Raw genomic sequence first — 17,769 nt, forward strand, 5'->3', positions numbered from 1 at the left:
CGTCAATCCGCTATTCCATATCGGCATGAATGTCTGGTCCTATCCTCTTTTCATTGCCGGCGGGTTTCTGGCCGGGTTTATCAACACGCTTGCGGGCAGCGGGTCTGTGGTCTCGCTGGCAATTATGAACCTGATGGGCCTTCCTCTGGATGTGGCCAACGGCACCAAACGGGTGGCAATTCTGCTGCAGGCGGCCGTTGGAACTGCCCGGTTTAAGAAGCAGGGCAATCTCCAGCTCCGGGAACATATCGGCATTGTCTTACCTGCGGTGGCCGGCGCAGTACTGGGCGCGTTTCTTGCCGGAAACGTCAGCGAACACTTCTTCCGCCGGTCGGTCGGAATCTGCATGGTGCTGATTCTGGGCCTCCTCTTCTTTAAACCGCAGCGCTGGCTCGAGGGAAACTCCCTGAAAAAACAGGCCGGACCGGTTCGCAGAATCTCATTCTTCCTCGTCGGCATCTACGGCGGTTATATTCAGGTCGGCGTCGGAGTGTTTCTGCTGACAGCTCTGGTGCTCGGAGAAGGCCTCGACCTGGTGCGCGGGAATGCCGTCAAGGTGTTCCTCGCGCTCTGCTTCACGGTTCCCGCCCTGCTGATCTTCCTGATCAACGGACTGGTCCGGTGGGATGCGGCCATTCCACTGGCGATCGGCAGTATGCTCGGAGCATGGGCCGCCACCCATGAAGCGGCAAAGCACGGAGCCCGGTTTATCCGATGGCTGTTGATCGTTGTCGTCACCCTTTCCGCTGTCCGCTACCTGTTCTTCTAGAACAAAAGGAAGCTCAACAGGCGCGTCAATTCTCAATCAGAATAGACATTCTTAAAATCGAGCCTATAATCATCGGCTTTCTTATTCATAGCCTAACCGGAGGATCTGTATGAAAAAACTGCTCATCACCCTGCTCACTGCATTCGCAATCAACCTGACTCTGTCTGCGGAACTGACCCTGCCGACGATCTTAACCGACCACATGGTCCTCCAGCGGAAACAGCCGGTTCCGATCTGGGGCACAGCCGAACCCGGCAGCAGAATCACCGTTGAATTCGCCGGGCAGAAAAAGACAACCGAGGCCGACTCCAACGGAAAATGGCGCGTTGATCTCGATTCGATGGAAGCCAATGCCACGCCGCAGACAATGACCATCACGTCCTCAAAAGACGGCAGGACCGAAATCAGCGACGTACTGGTCGGTGAAGTCTGGCTCTGCTCCGGTCAGTCCAACATGCAGTGGGCGATGAAAAACTCGGAAAACGGTCCCGCTGCCATCGCCGCTGCCAACCACCAACAGATTCGTCTTTACAGAACCCCTACCGCTTTTTCTCAAACTCCAACCGAAAAAATCAATGCCGTCTGGACGCAGTGCAATTCCGAAACAGTTGCGGAGTTCTCAGCCGTCGCCTACTACTTCGGCAAAAAGCTGCAAGACGAACTGGATGTACCGATCGGCCTGTGGCAAAGCTGCTGGGGCGGCTCCCGCATTGAACCATGGACCCCGCCGTGCGGTTTTGAAGGCTTCGATTCACTCGCCGACATCCGTGAACAGATTAAAAACTTCCCGGCCGACTTCGGAGTCGACCCGAAAAAGGCGAAACAGGAGCGGCAGTACCCCACCGCCATGTACAACGCCATGCTCCACGCCAACATCCCCTTCGCCATCAAAGGTTCAATCTGGTATCAGGGCGAATCCAACCATCGCGAAGGCATGCTTTACGTCGATAAAACCAAAGCTCTGCTCAAAGGCTGGCACGCCCTGTGGGGATATGACTTCCCCTACTACTTTGTTCAGATCGCGCCTTATCAGTACGGAGCTGAAGATCCGTCTGTTCTGCCGGAATTCTGGGAAGCACAGGCCGAAATTGTGACAGAAATCCCGAATACCGGCATGGCCGTCGTCCACGACGCCACCACCCTCAACAACATTCACCCGCCAAACAAAGAAGTGCCCGGAACCCGCCTCGCCCAGCTGGCGCTCGACAACACCTACGGTCAAGACATCGTCAGCACCGGACCGGGCTTCAAAGAAATGAAACTTCTCGGCGACTCCATTGAGATCGTCTTCGACTCCGCCGAAGGCCTCACCACCCGCGACGGCAAAGATCCCGACTGGTTCGAAATCGTCGGCGACAACGGTATCTTTAAACCGGCCAAAGCTGTCATCAAAGGCAGCAGCATTCTCCTCAGATCGCCGGATGTTGCAAACCCGGTCGCCATGCGCTTTGCATGGGACAAACTGGCCACACCAAACCTGATGAATGGAGCCGGCCTGCCCGCTCCCGCCTTCCGCGCCGGAGACGCACCGGAACCGAAACTGCCCGATATGGTTGAGCTTCCTGAAATGAAAGGTTTCAAAACGGTCTATCAGCTCGTCCTTCCGGCCAACAACAACTTTGCCCAGAAAGCTCCGGAGTACGCCGTTGACAACAGCGCGAAAATCAGCGCTTTCAAACAGGTCGCCTACCTGCTCGAACTCCAGAAGCCCGGCGAAGAAATTGAATACGCCTTCGCATCCATGGACGCATTCACATCGAACGTCAAACAGATCAGCGTGCCGACCGTTGCCTCCGGCGCGCGCTTTATGCAGCAGGTCAACAACCTCACCATCCGCAGCAATGTCGCCAGCGTCAACGAAGTGACCGGTTCAGACGGCGGCAACATTGAATTCTGGCCCGGCAACTACAGCCCGGGAAATGCCAGCCAGATTCCCGGCGCGGACAATCAGCTCTTCGACTTCGGAGATGTCGGCGCCGACAAAATCCCCGGCTACGGATGCATGCAGGTCCACAACTGGAAAGACCGGCAGACCGTCTTTGCCATCAACCGCTGGAACGGCGGAACACTCGACATCGGCATCGGCAACTCGGAAACCGCCAAAGCCAGCGACTGGACCTTTGTCGGCAACGGCGGCTCCTACTTCATGCGCCGCCTCACCGTATTCGTCAAATAATCCACGCATCCGATCCATTGAACGAGGCGTTTCCAATATTTGGAAACGCCTCGTTTGTTTTTAATATACTTTTCGAAAGAGGACCCTAGCCTCCGGGATTAAACATGATCGAAAATCGCATTCCATCAAATCAAAGACGTTGCCCCACCACTGCTCTCTAATTTTTCTGTAGCAGTCGCCCTGTGGGCGACTCGTTCGCCACAGGCGAACGGCTACAAAAACAAGCATCTGGAATATTCATCACAGCTACGACCAAACATCAAATTGGAACGAATACAGGCACTCCCGCCAGCTTATCCTAATTTTTTGACAAAGAGGTACTCCCTCGTTAGCTTTTAGTTCCAATGAAAATTTTCCTATAAAAACAAGATTAGGATTTCATGAAAGCATATAAACGAATAATAACCGTCGTTTTGGCAACCAACCTTGTATTACTTTCGCTTGCTATATTTCTGACTTACCACATCAATAGATTCGACTTAATACAGCCCGAGACGATCGCAAAACTGGAACAAATACATCAGGAAAAAATCAGTCTGGAAGATGCGGAATTACTAAAAGAGCACGCCTCTGATCTTTTAAATATACTTAAGACCTCATGTGGATATATGGAAAGCAGAGATGATCTCCAAAAACTGTCTATTGGAAGCCTATACCTCGCCGTAGGATTTAACCTTTTTTCCGCAATTGTAACTTTAATCGGGCTCAATATAAAAAACGATAACCGCCGTCACTCCATAGCGAGATCGACCCGCTCAAAGTAACGTTTAACATTCACCCAACAACCTCACAAACCAGCGGTTGCGGTTCAAAATGATCGCCGAGTTCAAAGGCGTTTCCAACCATTGGAAGACTCTCGTCGAAACAGTTCCGATCATTGGAAAAAATGACGGCGAGCGAGTCGCCTTTTTTGACTTCCTCGCCCGGCTTTTTCATCTGACCGATCCCAACGGCGTGATCAATGGTGTCGTCGGTTTTCTGGCGTCCGGCACCGAGTACAAGGCAGGCTTTGCCGATCAGATCGGCGTCGACGGTCGTAACGATTCCGTCGGCAGGCGCGAGAACCGGCTCCTGAATCTTCGCCGCCGCAAATTTCCAGTCGGTTGATCCGCCCTGCGCAGCGACCATTTCCTCAAATTTTTTCATCGCCGTACCGTTTTCCAAACATTGGAAAATTTCGGCATTCGTTTTATGAACATTGGAAAGTTCAAGCATGTGCGCGGTCAGCGCGACGGTCAGCTCGCGCAGATCATCCGGTCCGCCGCCGCGAAGCACCTCGATGCATTCCTGCACCTCAAGGACGTTGCCGGCGGCGCGACCGAGCGGCTGGTTCATGTCGGTAATGAGCGCGCGGACTTTTTTGTCCATCGCCCGACCAACGTCAACCATGGCCTGGGCTAACTGACGAGCCTCCTCACGGGTTTTCATGAACGCGCCTTTGCCCCACTTCACATCGAGCACGAGCGTATCGAGACCTTCGGCGAGCTTTTTGCTCATGATGGATGCGGTAATAAGCGGGATGGAGGGAACAGTGCCGGTAACGTCGCGCAAAGCGTAGAGTTTTTTATCGGCCGGAGCGAGCTGCGCGGTCTGGCCGATGATGGAACAGCCGACGTTTTCCAGGGTTTGGAAGAACTCCTTTTCGGAGAGATTTGTGCGGTAGCCGGGAATCGATTCCAGCTTGTCGAGCGTGCCGCCGGTGATGCCGAGGCCGCGCCCGGAGATCATCGGAACGGTGAGGCCGCAGGCGGCGGCGAGCGGTGCGAGGATCAGCGAGGTTTTATCGCCGATACCGCCGGTCGAATGTTTGTCGGCCTTGATTCCCGGCAGGCTGGCCGGGTCAATTGTTTCGCCGGAGAGCATCATCTCCGTGGTCAGTGCGGCGGTTTCGGCAGGCGTCATTCCCTGGAAACAGATCGCCATCGCCAGGGCGGACATCTGATAGTCCGGAATGCTTCCCTCGGTGAATCCCTCAATGAAAAAGCGGATTTCATCGGCAGAAAGCTCGTTTCCTTCGCGTTTTCTTTCGATTATCCATTGAGGAAGCATAAGCGAAAAAGTAAAGAAACCAGAATTCTTTGGCAAGAGCGACGGCGGTTTATTATGGTCTAACCTCAAATTTTAAAATACGGGGAAATACATATGAAATGCTATCTGGCTGTCGATCTTGGAGCCTCCAGCGGACGCGTCCTCGCTGGACTCTTTGAAAACGAAAAACTTGAGCTGGTCGAAATGCACCGTTTCTGGAACGGCGCAGTCGAACACGGCGATGAACTGCACTGGGGAATCGACCAGCTGTTCACCGAAATCAAAACCGGCCTTAAAAAAGGATTCGAAACCTATGGCGATGCCGTGCAGGCGATCGGCATCGATACCTGGGGCGTGGACTACGGACTGCTCGACGCAAACGGAAACCTGATCAATGCTCCGTTCCAGTACCGCGACAGCCGTAACGACGGCATGATGGATTTTGCGTTCAGCAAAATGCCGAAAGACGAAATCTACCGCCGCACCGGTCTGCAGTTTATGCCGTTTAATACCGTCTTCCAGCTCTGCGCGGAACTGAAGCGTCCGGAATTTGAAAAAGCGGAGAAGATGCTCCTGATGCCGGATCTGTTCACCTACTGGCTGACCGGCAAAGCGGTCTCGGAATACACAATGGCATCCACCAGCCAGCTGCTCGACGCAAACAAGCGCGACTGGGACTGGGAACTGATTGAAACGCTCGGCCTGCCGAAAAAGATTTTCTGCGATATCGTACAGCCCGGAACCATTATTGGCCAGCTGACCGACGAAATGGCACAGGAACTCGGCGGAAATGCCGACGTGATCGCCGTCGGCGGACACGACACCGCTTCCGCCGTCGCCGCGGCCCCGCTGGCAAGCAAAGACTGCGCATACCTCAGCTCCGGAACCTGGTCGCTGATGGGACTCGAAGAACCGGAGCCGATCATCACCGACACAAGCGCCGAATATAACATCACCAATGAAGGCGGCGTCTGCGGAACCATTCGTTTCCTCAAAAACATCTGCGGCATGTGGCTGCTGCAGGAATGCAAGCGCAACTGGGAAGAGGCAGGCGAAGAACTGAGCTGGAGACAGATTGATGATCTGGTTCTCGATACCGATCCGTTCATCGCGTTCATCAATCCGGACGCTCCGGAATTTGCGCAGCCCTGCGATATGCCGAAGCAGATTCAGGAGTTCTGCCGCCGCACCGGGCAGTACGTCCCGGAAGGCATCGGAGAAATCGGCCGCGTGATTTTTGAAAGCCTTGCCATGCGCTACCGCGATGTGTTCCAAACCCTGGAAAAACTGCACGGCAAACCGCTCGAAAAACTGCATATCGTCGGCGGCGGCTGCAGGAACATCCTGCTCAACCGCCTGACCGCTGACGCCATCGACCGCCCGGTCCTCGCCGGCCCGGTCGAAGCCACCGGCATCGGCAACATGCTGATGCAGATGATTGCGAAAAAAGAGGTGTCCACTCTGCCCGCCGGCCGCGACATGGTTCTGGAATCCTTCGGAACCGAACTCTACGAGCCGCAGGAAACCGCTTCGTGGAACGACGCCTTCGAACGCTTTCTTTCGATCATGTAGTATTCATTGCCGGATACGAAAAAGCCCCGCTCAACCGGCGGGGCTTTCTTTTTATTGTTGAGCCAACTCGTCTTCGGACGGCTCGTCTTCTTTGGCTTTCACCAGCTTGTCGCGGGTGACGAGGAAGCTGTCGGCCTTATAGCTGCTGACCACATAGGTCCAGCCGTTGAGCTTTTCGGGAACATCGCCTTCCAAACGGACATACCGTCCGCCGTCGGCCTCTCCGCCGACTTTCACCGTAATGGTTTTGTTGGTAGTTGATGCGATGTAAACCACCGGATCCGCAAAGCCGAGATCGGCATCGGATTCTGCCGGATCAGCGACAGAGGTGCAGTTCAGGTACTGCAGAGCAGAACGCAGTTTGTTCGCTTCCGACACCTGAAGCTCCTCGGTTTCCTGATTGAGCCCGACCAGTGTCCACACTCCCGCATCTTCTTTCAGCTCCGCATCCGCAGTTTTCACCGAAACAATATCCGGGGAGGAAATGTTCAGCATCTCCTTGTCGATCCAGCTGGAAGAATCCGTGGCAAACGGACGGAAATCGTAATCCACCAGATAAATGGAGTCCGACCCATCCTTGCGGACAAAGTGCTGGTTGGCCCAGCCCGCGGCATCCGAGGCTGCGCGCTGCGCTCCGATGTCGACCTTGACCACCTCTTTGCCACCGCTTTTCAGCGCAACAGTCTTTGGCTCATCAAAGCCGTATTCGGCTGCATCGACATTGGATGCACGGACCGGGAGCCCGATCTTCAAATCCGATGCCGCACGAAGCGCATCCGCCAGCTTGTTGAAGTCGGCCGGATAGTCATATAGAGAATCCACAACCCACACTCCGTCCTTCTTTTGCAGCGAGACAGAAGAGACGGCGCTGCCGGTTTGCGAACCTTGGAAAATATCGACGCCATCAACGGTGTTCAGTTCCAATCCCTGGAACAGGGTTGCTTCTCGATTCACTGCCGGGGTGCGCTTGCGAGCCCCCTTCTGCTGTATCAGAGCAATGCCCGCCAGCACCGCCAGCGCCACCGCCATTCCTATCAGTTTTTTACCAGTCATAATACAAACTCCGTTTGCGAAAGATGAACGATGAGTTATGAAAGATGAAATAAGGTCTGCGACAGCATTTATAAAAGGCTAACGCCGCCTGAGTTCCATTTTCATAGTTCATCTTTCATAATTCATCTCTCCTTATCTCGTTTTCTTAATCCACAACCCGCGTGCAATCCCGAATGCGGCGACCAGCAGCGGAATGGCAAGGATGTTAAGGGCCTTCACTCGAACCCCGAGCCGTTCGATATCGCGGCGCAGGTTTTTACGCACTTCCTTGAGCGACTGCTGGGTCTGGAAGACCTCTTCGCGGAACTGTTTCACTTCGGCTTCCTGCTCCGGAGTCAGGAAGGTCTGCTGACCGTCATCACCGCGGGACTGCTGCAGGGAATTCAGCCGCTGCTGCGTGGTCTGCAGTTTCTGGTTCAGGCGCTCTTCCTCGGACTGCCATTTGAAGGCCGCCTCTTTTTCGAGCTCAATGACGCGGTCAAACGGACGATCGAACGAATTGCGGCTGCGCAGACCGATCAGTGCTTCGCTGCCGCAAAGCTGTTCCAGCATATTCAGGGCAAACGCAAAGTTGTCGTTGCTGGGCTGCACCATCCGTTGTCCGAACAGATTCATGCTCTGGGTCGCAAAGCGGTCGGCCAGCATATCCACATCGGAAACCAGAACCACCACGCCGGGCTTCGCGCTTTCTTTCAGACCGTCTTCTTTGTCCGGGAACGCGGTCCTGAACGTACCGGTCAGGCGCATCGCCATCGGCACGCGCCTGCGGCTGAGCGGACGACCGAGATCGCCGGTCCGCGCCGCGGAGGTGCTGACCGTAAAGCCGTCGTCTTCGGTAAACAGCAGTTCGGTTTTTTCGAGGCCGTTGCTTACCGTTCCGTCGAACGCTCCGGCAAACGGAAGCATCATGCTGCTGAGCGATCCGGTGGCGACATCTTCGCCGTTGATCTGCGGCTCGCGCAGCGACAGCCACGCGGCGTTGCGCTGGGCACGCCCGCCTCCGGCGTTGAGCAGGCTGGCGGCGGATTCATCGGCAGCCATCTGCCCGGCCGTCATCTCAATGCCCCATGCGGAGGTCAGTTGATTGAGGTCGGATTCGCCCTGCGGCATCTGGCCCATCTGCATCATCTGCGGATTGGCGTTTTCCATGGCCGTGATGCACATCGGGTCCGTGAAGGCCATCAGGCGGCCGCCGCGCAGCACAAACTGGTCGAGCGCATACAGCGTATCGTCCGTAATGTCTGCCGGATGGATCAGCAGGAGCGTATCAATATCTGCCGCGATATTGGTGGCGGTCATCTCAACGGGTTCCACCTCGTACTGCCGCTCAATTTCGGAAATCAGCGACCACGGCTGCGAACCGCTCTGCTGCTGCATCATGTAGGGGTTGGCCGGAGCGGAACCGTTCACCGGCAGCGCGCTCATAATGCCGACCCTGGCCGTCTTTTCCGACGCCACTTCGGAAATCATCCGGGTCAGCAGATATTCGAGCCGCGGCTCGGCGCTCTGCGCGAGCATTGGAATCGCCGCTTCACGGTTTCCGGACACGGCAACAATACCGAAGTAGAGCTGGCCGCCCATCCCGAACATGTCGAGCGCCTGCCCCTGAAGGCCGTAGCGCTGCGCCCATTCCTCTTCGTCGGAATCGGGCTTCGGATCATATTCCTCCACAACGAGGTAACCGCCGGAGCGCGACTCATATTCCCTGAGCAGATCGCGCACGCGGGCCGCAAAGTTTTTCATCGGCACCGGCAGGCGGTCATTGCTTTTGGAGAAGTAGAACTTCAGCGTCACATCGCGGTCAAGGTCTCCCAGCAGCTGCTTGGTTCCGTCCGAGAGTGTGTAGAGTTTGTCTTCCGTCACATCAATGCGGGCGCGCATCGGGCGCACCACCGCATTAAAAGCAATCAGGATGCCCAGCAAAAGCAGCACGCCCGCAAGGCCGGTCATTTTTTTCATCTGATTCATTTCAAAAAACCTCCTGTTAGCGTCCAACTTTGTTTTTGAGTACAACCTGTGTGGCGAAGAGCATGAAGATCATCACCGAGGCAAAGTACACGAGATCGCGCAGATCGATCACACCGCGCTGAAGCGCTTCGTAATGCGACATGAAGCTGAACGAGGCCACGCCGTCCACCAGCCACATCGGAGCCCAGCGGGAAAGCAGATCGGTTACCGGCGGATAGCCGGCAAGAATCAGGAACAGGCCGATGACCACGGCCAGAATGAAGCTGATCACCTGATTGCGCGTCAACGCAGAGGTAAACATGCCCGCGGCCACATACGCGCCGGCCAGCAGGCCGCTGCCGAGATAGCCGGAGAAGACCGCGCCGCCATCCGGCGAACCGAGGTAGGCGGCCGTCAGCGGAACCGGAAACGTCAGCGCCAGCGCCAGCAGCATGAACAGCCACGCGGCAATAAACTTGCCGAGAAGCGCCTGCAGCGGCGTCACCGAAACCGTAAACAGAAGCTCGACGGTTCCGGACCGGCGCTCCTCCGCCCAGAGGCGCATGGCAACTGCAGGAACCAGGATCATGTAGAGCCACGGATGCCAGGTGAAAAACCCGGTCAGGTTGGCCTGCCCGGCTTCAAAGAACTGGGCCAGCGAGAACGTAAAGAACCCGGCCAGCATCAGAAAGATGATGATAAACACATACGCGACCGGCGAATCAAAATAGGCGCGCCATTCGCGTTTGGCGACGGCCAGAACATGAGACGTTGCTTCGTTCATACAGCCACCTCCTTCTCTCCGGCGTCTTCGGTCGTGGTAATCTGACGGAAAACATCGTCCAGCCGACCTTCGTCGACCTTGATGTCGGAAACCGTCCAGTGATTCTGCTGGGCCGCAGCGAGAATATCGGCGGCAATGGATTCTCCGGACTTTGGAAACGCGACGATTTTTCCGTCGTCGATCGTTTCGATTTTTCCAATGTTTGGAAGCTGTTCGAGCGCCGGAACAATCCCTTCGCCTTCTGCGGAGAAGGTGACGGCGTTGTACTGGTTGCTGCGCGTTTTGAGCGCGGCCGGCGTGTCGTCGGCAACCACTTTCCCGGCGCTGATGATAATGGCGCGGGTGCAGATGGCTTCAACCTCTTCAAGGACATGGGTCGAAAGCATGATGACGCGTTCGGAGGCCATCTCCCGAATCATGTCGCGCACGACCTGCTTCTGGTTGGGGTCGAGCCCTTCGGTCGGTTCGTCGAGAAGAAGAATATCCGGATCGTGCAGCAGTGCCTGCGCGAGGCAGGTGCGCTGGCGGTATCCTTTGGAAAGCGTGTCGATGGTCTGCCCGGCGACCGGCTGCAGGAAACAGCGTTCTACGGCGCGGTCCACGCGGCGTTCGCGTTCGCTGCCGCTGAACCCGCGGACTTCCGCAATGAAACGAAGGAATCCCGATACGGTCATATCCTCGTACAGCGGCGTCGTCTCAGGCATGTAGCCGATGTTTTTCTGTGCACGGACAGGATCTGATGCAACGTTGATCCCTTTTACTTCGACGATACCGGATGTCGGTGGAAGAAATCCGGCCACCATTCGGATCGTAGTGGTTTTCCCGGCCCCGTTCGGCCCAAGAAATCCCAGCACGGTTCCCTTATCGACTTCGAACGACACGCCGTCGACGGCACGTCTCCTGCCGAAGTCTCTGACCAATCCCTGTGCTTTGATCATCTGCGCTCTCCTTGTTTAATTCATTTTGATTCATCAATAAACGAAACATCTTGCGGATGCTCCCGGACCTTCAAAAAGGACCGCAACTGGAAATCAGACTTTTCAGTCCGGATTTCGTTCATTTTTTGTTATGAAAATTTTCTGCGCCTGCAGACATAAAGAAAAGAACCTTGCAGGAGGGGCGGCATAGAGAAAGGAAGCCCGTCTCGGTCTTCGACCTCGGCTCGAACCCGGGGTTCTCATCCTTTTTAAAACGAAAAAACCGCCGAAGGGCGGTTTTGGCGGAGAGAGAGGGATTCGAACCCCCGGAACCTCGCGGCTCTCCGGTTTTCAAGACCGGCGCATTAAACCACTCTGCCATCTCTCCGAATGAACGGGCAAATATACGGAGACTTTTGAAAAGATCAAGCCCTAGCCGCAATACTTCTGCAGCACGGCCCGAAGCTGGTCTTTATGGACCGGTTTGGACAAATAATCGTCCATGCCTGCATCGAGGCATTTCTGGCGATCCTCTTTCAAGGCGTGAGCGGTCATGGCGATAATCGGAATGTCACGAATTTCTCCGACCATCGAGCGGATGGTACGGGTGGTTTCAAATCCGTCCATGATCGGCATTTGACAGTCCATGAAAATCAGGTCGAACCGCTGGGCGGCGATCACTTTCAGAGCCTCTGCTCCGTTGGCGGCCACAGACACCCGGCAGCCGGTCTTTTTAATCATGGCCACCGCAACCTTCTGATTGACCAGATTATCATCAACCAGCAGAACGGTGGCATCGATTTTCTGCAGAGAAGCTTCGACCGGAACGTCTGCACAAGGCTCCGGTTCTTCCTCTGCCAGGTCTGAAAGAAGAATATTAAAGGCAAAGGTGGTGCCCTGCCCGATTGCACTGGACACTGAAATGCGGCCCCCCATCAGCTCAACCAGCTGTTTGGTAATGGCGAGGCCCAGCCCGGCACCGCCATGCAGGCGGGTCGACGAGGAATCGCCCTGAGTGAATTTATCAAAAACCCGTTTCTGCAGGTTCGGCCCCATGCCGATACCGGTGTCTTTCACATCGACGAGCAGGTTCCATCCTTTTTCGGGCCGCTCCACCTGCATGCGAATCTGGATATGTCCGTCGTCCGTAAATTTGAGAGCATTGCCCACCAGATTGATCAGCACCTGCCGGATACGCCCGGCATCGCCCATCATTTTTGCAGGGACATCCGGGTGAATGGCCACAGACAGGTCAACATTCTTCCCGGCGGCCCGATCGGCAAAAAGCGCCACCACTTTTTCGACCGTCTCGCGGGGACAGAACGGCTCCATCTGCAACCGAACTTCTCCGGCCTCAATCCGGGAAATATCCAGCAGCTCATCGATGATGGTCAGCAGCTCCTTGGTCGAGTCAAGGACGGTCTGTGCCAGATCCTTCTGTTCATCGTCAAGCCCGCTGTCCAGAAGCAGGGACGTCATTCCCATCACCCCGTTCATCGGGGTCCGGATTTCGTGGCTCATATTGGCAAGAAATTCACTCTTGGCCCGATTGGCCCGCTCCGCAAACTGTTTGGCCTTCACCAGCTCACTGTTGGCGCGTTTCAGCTCGGACAGGTCAATATCCACCACATACATTTCCCGCTCGCCGCTTTTATTCCACGTAGCTAAGCGGGTGGAGTACACCGCGACCGGTTCACCGTCTGCACGTTTTTTGATCATCTCACCAGTCCCTTTGGACTGACCAACCGTCACCCATTGGTCGATGGACTCCACAAACTCTTCGCGCTGATCGTCCGGAGCAAGAAGATCCTCAATTTTCTTACCCAGCGCTTCGCTGCGTGAGTAATTATACAAATGCTCGCTGGCCCGGTTCCAGAAGATGACTTCGTGATTCGAATTATAGCCCTGCACAGCAATATGAGGAATTTCCTCGAACAGGAACCGCAGACGCTTCTCACTCTCCTGAAGCGCATCGTGAATCCGGCGGCGCTCCGTCACATCCCGTCCCACCGCCTGAACCTCCACCACGCGGCCCGACTCATTAAAAATCGCCGTCTGCTCCCAGTTGATCCATGCAATCCCGTTATTGGACCGGACCCGGTGCTCGGTAATCACCACGCTCCTGGCCCCGGACACAAGATCCGCCAAAGCCTGTTTCGGCTGCTCCAGATCCTCATGATACGTATACGGAAGGAAAAAGCGGCCGATCAGCTCGCCGCGGCTCCGCCCCACAAAGCGGCAGAAGGCCTCATTCACAAAGGTAAAGCGCCCCTCCGGATCCATTCGAACAATCAGGCTGTTCTGCACCTCAATCAGGCTGCGATAACGCGCTTCACTTTCTTTCAGCGCAATCTCCGCCCGCTTCCGTTCCGACATATCCCGAACCTGCAGCAGGACCGCCAGCCGGCCGTCATAGCGCATCGGCGCACCGATCACCTCCACCGAGACCGTCGATCCGTCAGAACGCAGCGTGGCCCCTTCATACCGCCGCAACTCCCCGGTAAACCACTTCGGAAAATCTTTTTCCAGAGACTCCCGATGATCTTCCGGAACCAAGCTCAGCACATTTTTGCCAATCAGCTCATCATATGCCATCCCCTGCATCTGACAGGCCTGGGGATTTGCGTCCAGAATCATTCCGTTCTCATCTTCAATAAACATCGGGTCCGGTGAATTCTGGAAAATAGCCCGCAGCCGCTCCTCACTGTTTCGAAGCTGCTCCGTTTTCTCATGCACACTGCGCGACAGCCGCACATCCCACAGCCAGAACCCCAGCACCACAAGCAGAAGTCCAGCGACACCGCCGACCAGCCAGCGCCCGTATTTCATGAGAACAGAATCCGGCATAAAATTCTCACCGACAAACGGCCGCTTGATCCAGCGGATCACCCCGGCCTGCCGCGATTCCGCAATCAGGCGGTTCATCAGCGAAAGAAGCGCCTCATCCGCCACCTTCACACACACCTGATTGGTACTCAGCGGGCCATCCAGCATTCGAAACGCATCGGTGGTTTTCCCGGCGTGAACATAACTGAGCACCGTCAGCCGGTTGTAGAGCATCGCCGAACACTCCCCCGACTCCACCGCAGCCAGCACATCACCGAAATGCGTGTACTCTTTTTTTGAAAGATTGAGATTCAGCTGATCCAGAACCCGCCCGGAAGACTCTCCCTCACAGGCCACCGTTTTTCCGAACAGCCCGGACAGATTCTGAACGGGACTGTTTTCCGGAACGAAAATGCCTGTCGGCGTCTCGAGCACCGGCAGCGAGACCATTTTCTGCTGATCCCGGCGCTGACTTCCCAGCACGGCAGCACCGACCGCATCATATTTGCCGTCGCGAAGGCCCTGCATGGCCTGAAGCCCCGTGACCACGTCGGTTTCCAGCTCAAACCCGACCCGGTCCGCCATCCAGCGGAAAAACTCCGGCATTACCCCCGTCAGATCGCCCTGCTCATCCACGTACGACAGAGGAATATAGTTTCCGTGAAACGCCACCCGGAGCGTATAATTCCGCGCCTCCAGACAGCTCTTCTCCTGCGGGGTCAGCTCAAACGCGCACCCCACCCCCGCCGCTAAAACCGCCGCCAGAAACACAGACCGGATGGACAAAAAACGCGCTTGCATAGAACTGCATTATAGGTGGTCAACGGGGTCCGTCGAGTTTGATTTCAAAGAACTGTTACTCTTTCCCGCCCACGGTTTACCATTGATTTCAGCCCCGCCCGAGCTAACGTTCCCCCATGACCGATCATCTCACTCCGGAAAAGCGCAGCTGGAACATGTCCCGCATCAAAGGCAAAGACACCAGCCCCGAAATCCTCGTCCGCTCCATGCTCCACCGCGCCGGCTATCGCTTCCGCAAAAACGTCAAAACCCTGCCCGGCAAGCCGGACATCGTCCTGCCGAAATACCGAACTGTCATCTTCGTCCACGGGTGCTTCTGGCACCGCCACAAAGGCTGCAAAGGCGCCACCACTCCGAAGACACGAACCGACTGGTGGCAAAAGAAATTCGAGCGCAACATCGCCAACGATAAAAAGCACACCCGTGAGCTGCGCAAACTCGGCTGGCATGTCCTGACTATATGGGAATGCGAGTTAAAGAATTCGAACCGTGTATTCCTAAAACTGGAAAAGATCTTAACCACGAATCACACGAAAAACACGAAAGGCTGATTCATAATCCCTGACATCAGCCCCCTGCTCTTCCCGTTTGGGAGTATCAGCACAGAAAGTCGGAACAGGTGTTCCAAAGGCTGGAAAGACAGCTAACCACTAATGGACACTAATCCACACTGATAAGTCATTTTTCCAGAGCATGAACTTTCCGGTCTATTTTTTGTGCTCAGAAAACGGCAAGCGCCCTCCCCGTAAAATCATATCAGGAAAATCCACAGAAAGTGTTCTAGATTAGAACATCGCAAAGGCCTACATTGATGGCTTCATGAAGTACGGACAATACAGACTAATCGATCTTTTCTGCGGCTGCGGTGGCATGACCCAAGGCTTTGTAGACACCAATAAATTCTATTCTGTCTTTGCCAATGATTTTAATGTCGAGGCCATCGACTCCTACAAAGCCAACTTTGACCCTAAAGGCAAACATACATTCCATGGCGATATCATTGAGCTACTGGATAAGGAGCTTTGCCCGATTCCTAAAGCTGATGTAGTAATCGGTGGCCCGCCCTGCCAAGGGTTCTCTCTGCTGAACCGAAAAAGAGAAGGCGATCCTCGCAGAAGACTATGGGTGCAGTTCCTTCGGGTTGTTGAGTTGTCACAGGCTCCAGTCGTAGTCATGGAAAACGTTCCGCAGCTCCTTTCTTCCCTGGAATACGAAGAAATCTGCACGGCCCTGTCCGCGTTGAATTTCAAACACATCAAATCCGATGCTTTAATTGCTGCCAACTACGGAGTTCCAGAAGTCCGCAAACGAGCAATCATCATGGCGTCTAAACTCGGACCAATCTCCCTGCCGCGCCCGACACACATGAACCCAAAACGGGTAAAAAAAGAATCGGACTTCTTCTCCGATAGAACGCTTAAGCCTTGGGCAACTGTCAAATCCGCCATTGGCGACCTGCCGAAACCGGTTGGAACAGAAATTCGCAACGAACCGTCTCCGCTAAATCTTCATTTTGGAAGAACTCCGACCGCAAAAAGTCTGGAACGCTACAAGGCAGTTCCCCCTGGAGGAAATCGGTTCGACTTACTAAAAAATCGGCCCGATATCACCCCTGACTGCTGGAAGCGCAAAAAATCCGGAGGCACCGACTTGTTCGGTCGTCTTTGGTGGGACCGCCCATCGGTCACCATCCGAACAGAATTCTTTAAACCGGAAAAAGGCCGCTACCTCCACCCCACACAAAACCGGCCGATCACCCACCGTGAAGCAGCACGAATCCAAAGCTTCCCTGATGACTTTGTTTTCTGTGGCAGCAAAATCGAAGTGGCACGCCAGATTGGGAATGCCGTTCCGCCGCTTTTAGCGCAGGCCATTGCAGAAGAAGTTGTTGCCTGCCTGAAAAAAGAAACCTCTCCTGAATACGTCGCCGAAACGAGCAAAGGCATCAAATACCTGCACAAACTCAATGGAGTACGAGGATGAGCAAAGCCACAGAAAAATATCGTTCTGAACTGATTTCTCTACTGAAAAACTTCAATTCTTCGGACTCAGACCTCCGGAAAAAAGTTTTAGATTTGGTTCCCGTGTGGGACAGCCTTCGTGCTCTCGGAACCTCCATGCTCCCGCATGAAATTGCACGCTCAGCCCGCAAGCGTCTCCTTTACTATTTCCAACAATACCCCTGCACCATTCTTTCCCGGAAAGAGCTAGCCGTCGTTGCCGGAATCGACGACTGGCCCCGGCGCGTTCGGGAGCTCCGACGAGAGTATGGGTGGAACATCGCAAGCGGACTAACAGTTAGGGAAATGTCCGAAGTCGGAGATTTGAATCATGAAGCTTCCTTACCGGACTTTTCAGTGATGACTCCGGGCGACTATATCATGCTCAGCGCAGAACAAGACCGCGAGGCCGCCCACCGCTGGCGGGTAGCAAACGACATCCGAAAAGGCCCCGGAGGCGCAAAATCTAAAATCCTAGCCTTCCTCCTCGAAAACATAGCAAAACCAGTCAGCGGAGAAGACCTCCGCTATGTTTCCAAAGACAAATCCGAATGGGCCCGACGAACCCGCCAGTTAAGATCAGAGGATGGGTGGCAAGTCTGCACCCACTGGAATGGCCGCCCTGACCTGCCGCCGGGCATGTATGTTCTGGAAAGCGACCGACAGCTCCCCGCCCATGACCGTAAAATTGATGATAAAGTCCGGAGAGCTGTTTTTGTCCGAGATAACCACACCTGTCAAGAGTGCGGATGGTCACATGACAAATGGAATCCTTCCGATCCGCGGCATTTGGAACTGCATCATATCGAACATCACGTTTCGGGCGGAACAAACGATGAAGGCAACCTGAAAACGCTTTGTAACGTTTGCCATGATAATGAACATAAGAAGTAATT

At 55.0% G+C, this 17,769-nt stretch carries 12 protein-coding genes and 1 tRNA gene; 6 read left to right on the top strand and 7 right to left on the bottom strand.

Annotation, left to right across the window (positions count from 1 at the left end; translation table 11 throughout):
* Positions 1–25: 25 nt before the first annotated feature.
* Positions 26–769, top strand: coding sequence for a sulfite exporter TauE/SafE family protein (locus GT409_RS01325; protein WP_160626177.1), 744 nt, complete (start codon positions 26–28; stop codon positions 767–769).
* Between the two features lie 109 nt (positions 770–878).
* Positions 879–2,945, top strand: coding sequence for a sialate O-acetylesterase (locus GT409_RS01330; RefSeq protein ID WP_160626178.1), 2,067 nt, complete (start codon positions 879–881; stop codon positions 2,943–2,945).
* A 774-nt stretch (positions 2,946–3,719) separates the two neighbouring features.
* Here GT409_RS01330 and GT409_RS01335 read toward each other — a convergent pair.
* Positions 3,720–5,030: a thymidine phosphorylase gene (locus GT409_RS01335; protein ID WP_233231585.1), complete on the bottom strand. Its 1,311-nt coding sequence runs from the start codon at positions 5,028–5,030 to the stop codon at positions 3,720–3,722.
* Positions 5,031–5,087: 57 nt separating this feature from the next.
* On the opposite strand from GT409_RS01335, the gene GT409_RS01340 reads away from it, so the two are divergent.
* Positions 5,088–6,545: a rhamnulokinase gene (locus GT409_RS01340; RefSeq protein ID WP_160626179.1), complete on the top strand. Its 1,458-nt coding sequence runs from the start codon at positions 5,088–5,090 to the stop codon at positions 6,543–6,545.
* Between the two features lie 51 nt (positions 6,546–6,596).
* On the opposite strand, the gene GT409_RS01345 is transcribed toward GT409_RS01340, so the two are convergent.
* The 6 genes from GT409_RS01345 to GT409_RS01370 all read right to left on the bottom strand — a co-directional run bounded on the left by GT409_RS01345 (position 6,597) and on the right by GT409_RS01370 (position 14,873).
* On the bottom strand, positions 6,597–7,598 hold the full coding sequence (locus tag GT409_RS01345) for a DUF4340 domain-containing protein (protein WP_160626180.1): 1,002 nt from the start codon (positions 7,596–7,598) through the stop codon (positions 6,597–6,599).
* 132 nt (positions 7,599–7,730) lie between these two features.
* A complete protein-coding gene (locus GT409_RS01350) occupies positions 7,731–9,566 on the bottom strand; it encodes a Gldg family protein (RefSeq protein WP_160626181.1) in 1,836 nt (611 codons plus the stop codon).
* A 16-nt stretch (positions 9,567–9,582) separates the two neighbouring features.
* A complete protein-coding gene (locus tag GT409_RS01355; RefSeq protein WP_160626182.1) occupies positions 9,583–10,329 on the bottom strand; it encodes an ABC transporter permease in 747 nt (248 codons plus the stop codon).
* Positions 10,326–11,267, bottom strand: coding sequence for an ABC transporter ATP-binding protein (locus tag GT409_RS01360; protein ID WP_160626184.1), 942 nt, complete (start codon positions 11,265–11,267; stop codon positions 10,326–10,328). Before GT409_RS01360 ends, GT409_RS01355 begins: the two co-directional genes overlap by 4 nt.
* A 279-nt stretch (positions 11,268–11,546) precedes the next feature.
* A tRNA-Ser gene (locus tag GT409_RS01365) sits at positions 11,547–11,634 on the bottom strand.
* Between the two features lie 44 nt (positions 11,635–11,678).
* Entirely contained in the window at positions 11,679–14,873 is a 3,195-nt protein-coding gene (locus tag GT409_RS01370; RefSeq protein WP_160626187.1) for a PAS domain S-box protein, read from the bottom strand.
* Positions 14,874–14,989: 116 nt separating this feature from the next.
* On the opposite strand from GT409_RS01370, the gene GT409_RS01375 reads away from it, so the two are divergent.
* The 3 genes from GT409_RS01375 (at position 14,990) to GT409_RS01385 (ending at position 17,767) form a co-directional block, all read left to right on the top strand.
* Positions 14,990–15,424: a very short patch repair endonuclease gene (locus tag GT409_RS01375; RefSeq protein ID WP_160626188.1), complete on the top strand. Its 435-nt coding sequence runs from the start codon at positions 14,990–14,992 to the stop codon at positions 15,422–15,424.
* Positions 15,425–15,692: 268 nt separating this feature from the next.
* Complete coding sequence (locus GT409_RS01380; protein ID WP_160626191.1) at positions 15,693–16,856, top strand: DNA cytosine methyltransferase; 1,164 nt, start codon at positions 15,693–15,695, stop codon at positions 16,854–16,856.
* Positions 16,853–17,767, top strand: a complete 915-nt coding sequence (locus GT409_RS01385) for an HNH endonuclease (protein ID WP_160626193.1) — start codon at positions 16,853–16,855, stop codon at positions 17,765–17,767. The genes GT409_RS01380 and GT409_RS01385 overlap by 4 nt, the downstream gene beginning before the upstream one ends.
* Positions 17,768–17,769 lie beyond the last annotated feature (2 nt).

Origin of the sequence: Tichowtungia aerotolerans (assembly GCF_009905215.1) — a bacterium.
Lineage (GTDB): Bacteria > Verrucomicrobiota > Kiritimatiellia > Kiritimatiellales > Tichowtungiaceae > Tichowtungia > Tichowtungia aerotolerans.

Bases quoted from the DNA above. Each gene is read 5' to 3' on its own strand.
- GT409_RS01370 (WP_160626187.1), bottom strand. From the start codon at position 14,873: ATGCAAGCGCGTTTTTTGTCCATCCGGTCTGTGTTTCTGGCGGCGGTT.
- GT409_RS01340 (WP_160626179.1), top strand. From the start codon at position 5,088: ATGAAATGCTATCTGGCTGTCGATCTTGGAGCCTCCAGCGGACGCGTC.
- GT409_RS01380 (WP_160626191.1), top strand. From the start codon at position 15,693: ATGAAGTACGGACAATACAGACTAATCGATCTTTTCTGCGGCTGCGGT.
- GT409_RS01355 (WP_160626182.1), bottom strand. From the start codon at position 10,329: ATGAACGAAGCAACGTCTCATGTTCTGGCCGTCGCCAAACGCGAATGG.
- GT409_RS01350 (WP_160626181.1), bottom strand. From the start codon at position 9,566: ATGAATCAGATGAAAAAAATGACCGGCCTTGCGGGCGTGCTGCTTTTG.
- GT409_RS01375 (WP_160626188.1), top strand. From the start codon at position 14,990: ATGACCGATCATCTCACTCCGGAAAAGCGCAGCTGGAACATGTCCCGC.
- GT409_RS01385 (WP_160626193.1), top strand. From the start codon at position 16,853: ATGAGCAAAGCCACAGAAAAATATCGTTCTGAACTGATTTCTCTACTG.
- GT409_RS01330 (WP_160626178.1), top strand. From the start codon at position 879: ATGAAAAAACTGCTCATCACCCTGCTCACTGCATTCGCAATCAACCTG.
- GT409_RS01360 (WP_160626184.1), bottom strand. From the start codon at position 11,267: ATGATCAAAGCACAGGGATTGGTCAGAGACTTCGGCAGGAGACGTGCC.
- GT409_RS01345 (WP_160626180.1), bottom strand. From the start codon at position 7,598: ATGACTGGTAAAAAACTGATAGGAATGGCGGTGGCGCTGGCGGTGCTG.
- GT409_RS01325 (WP_160626177.1), top strand. From the start codon at position 26: ATGAATGTCTGGTCCTATCCTCTTTTCATTGCCGGCGGGTTTCTGGCC.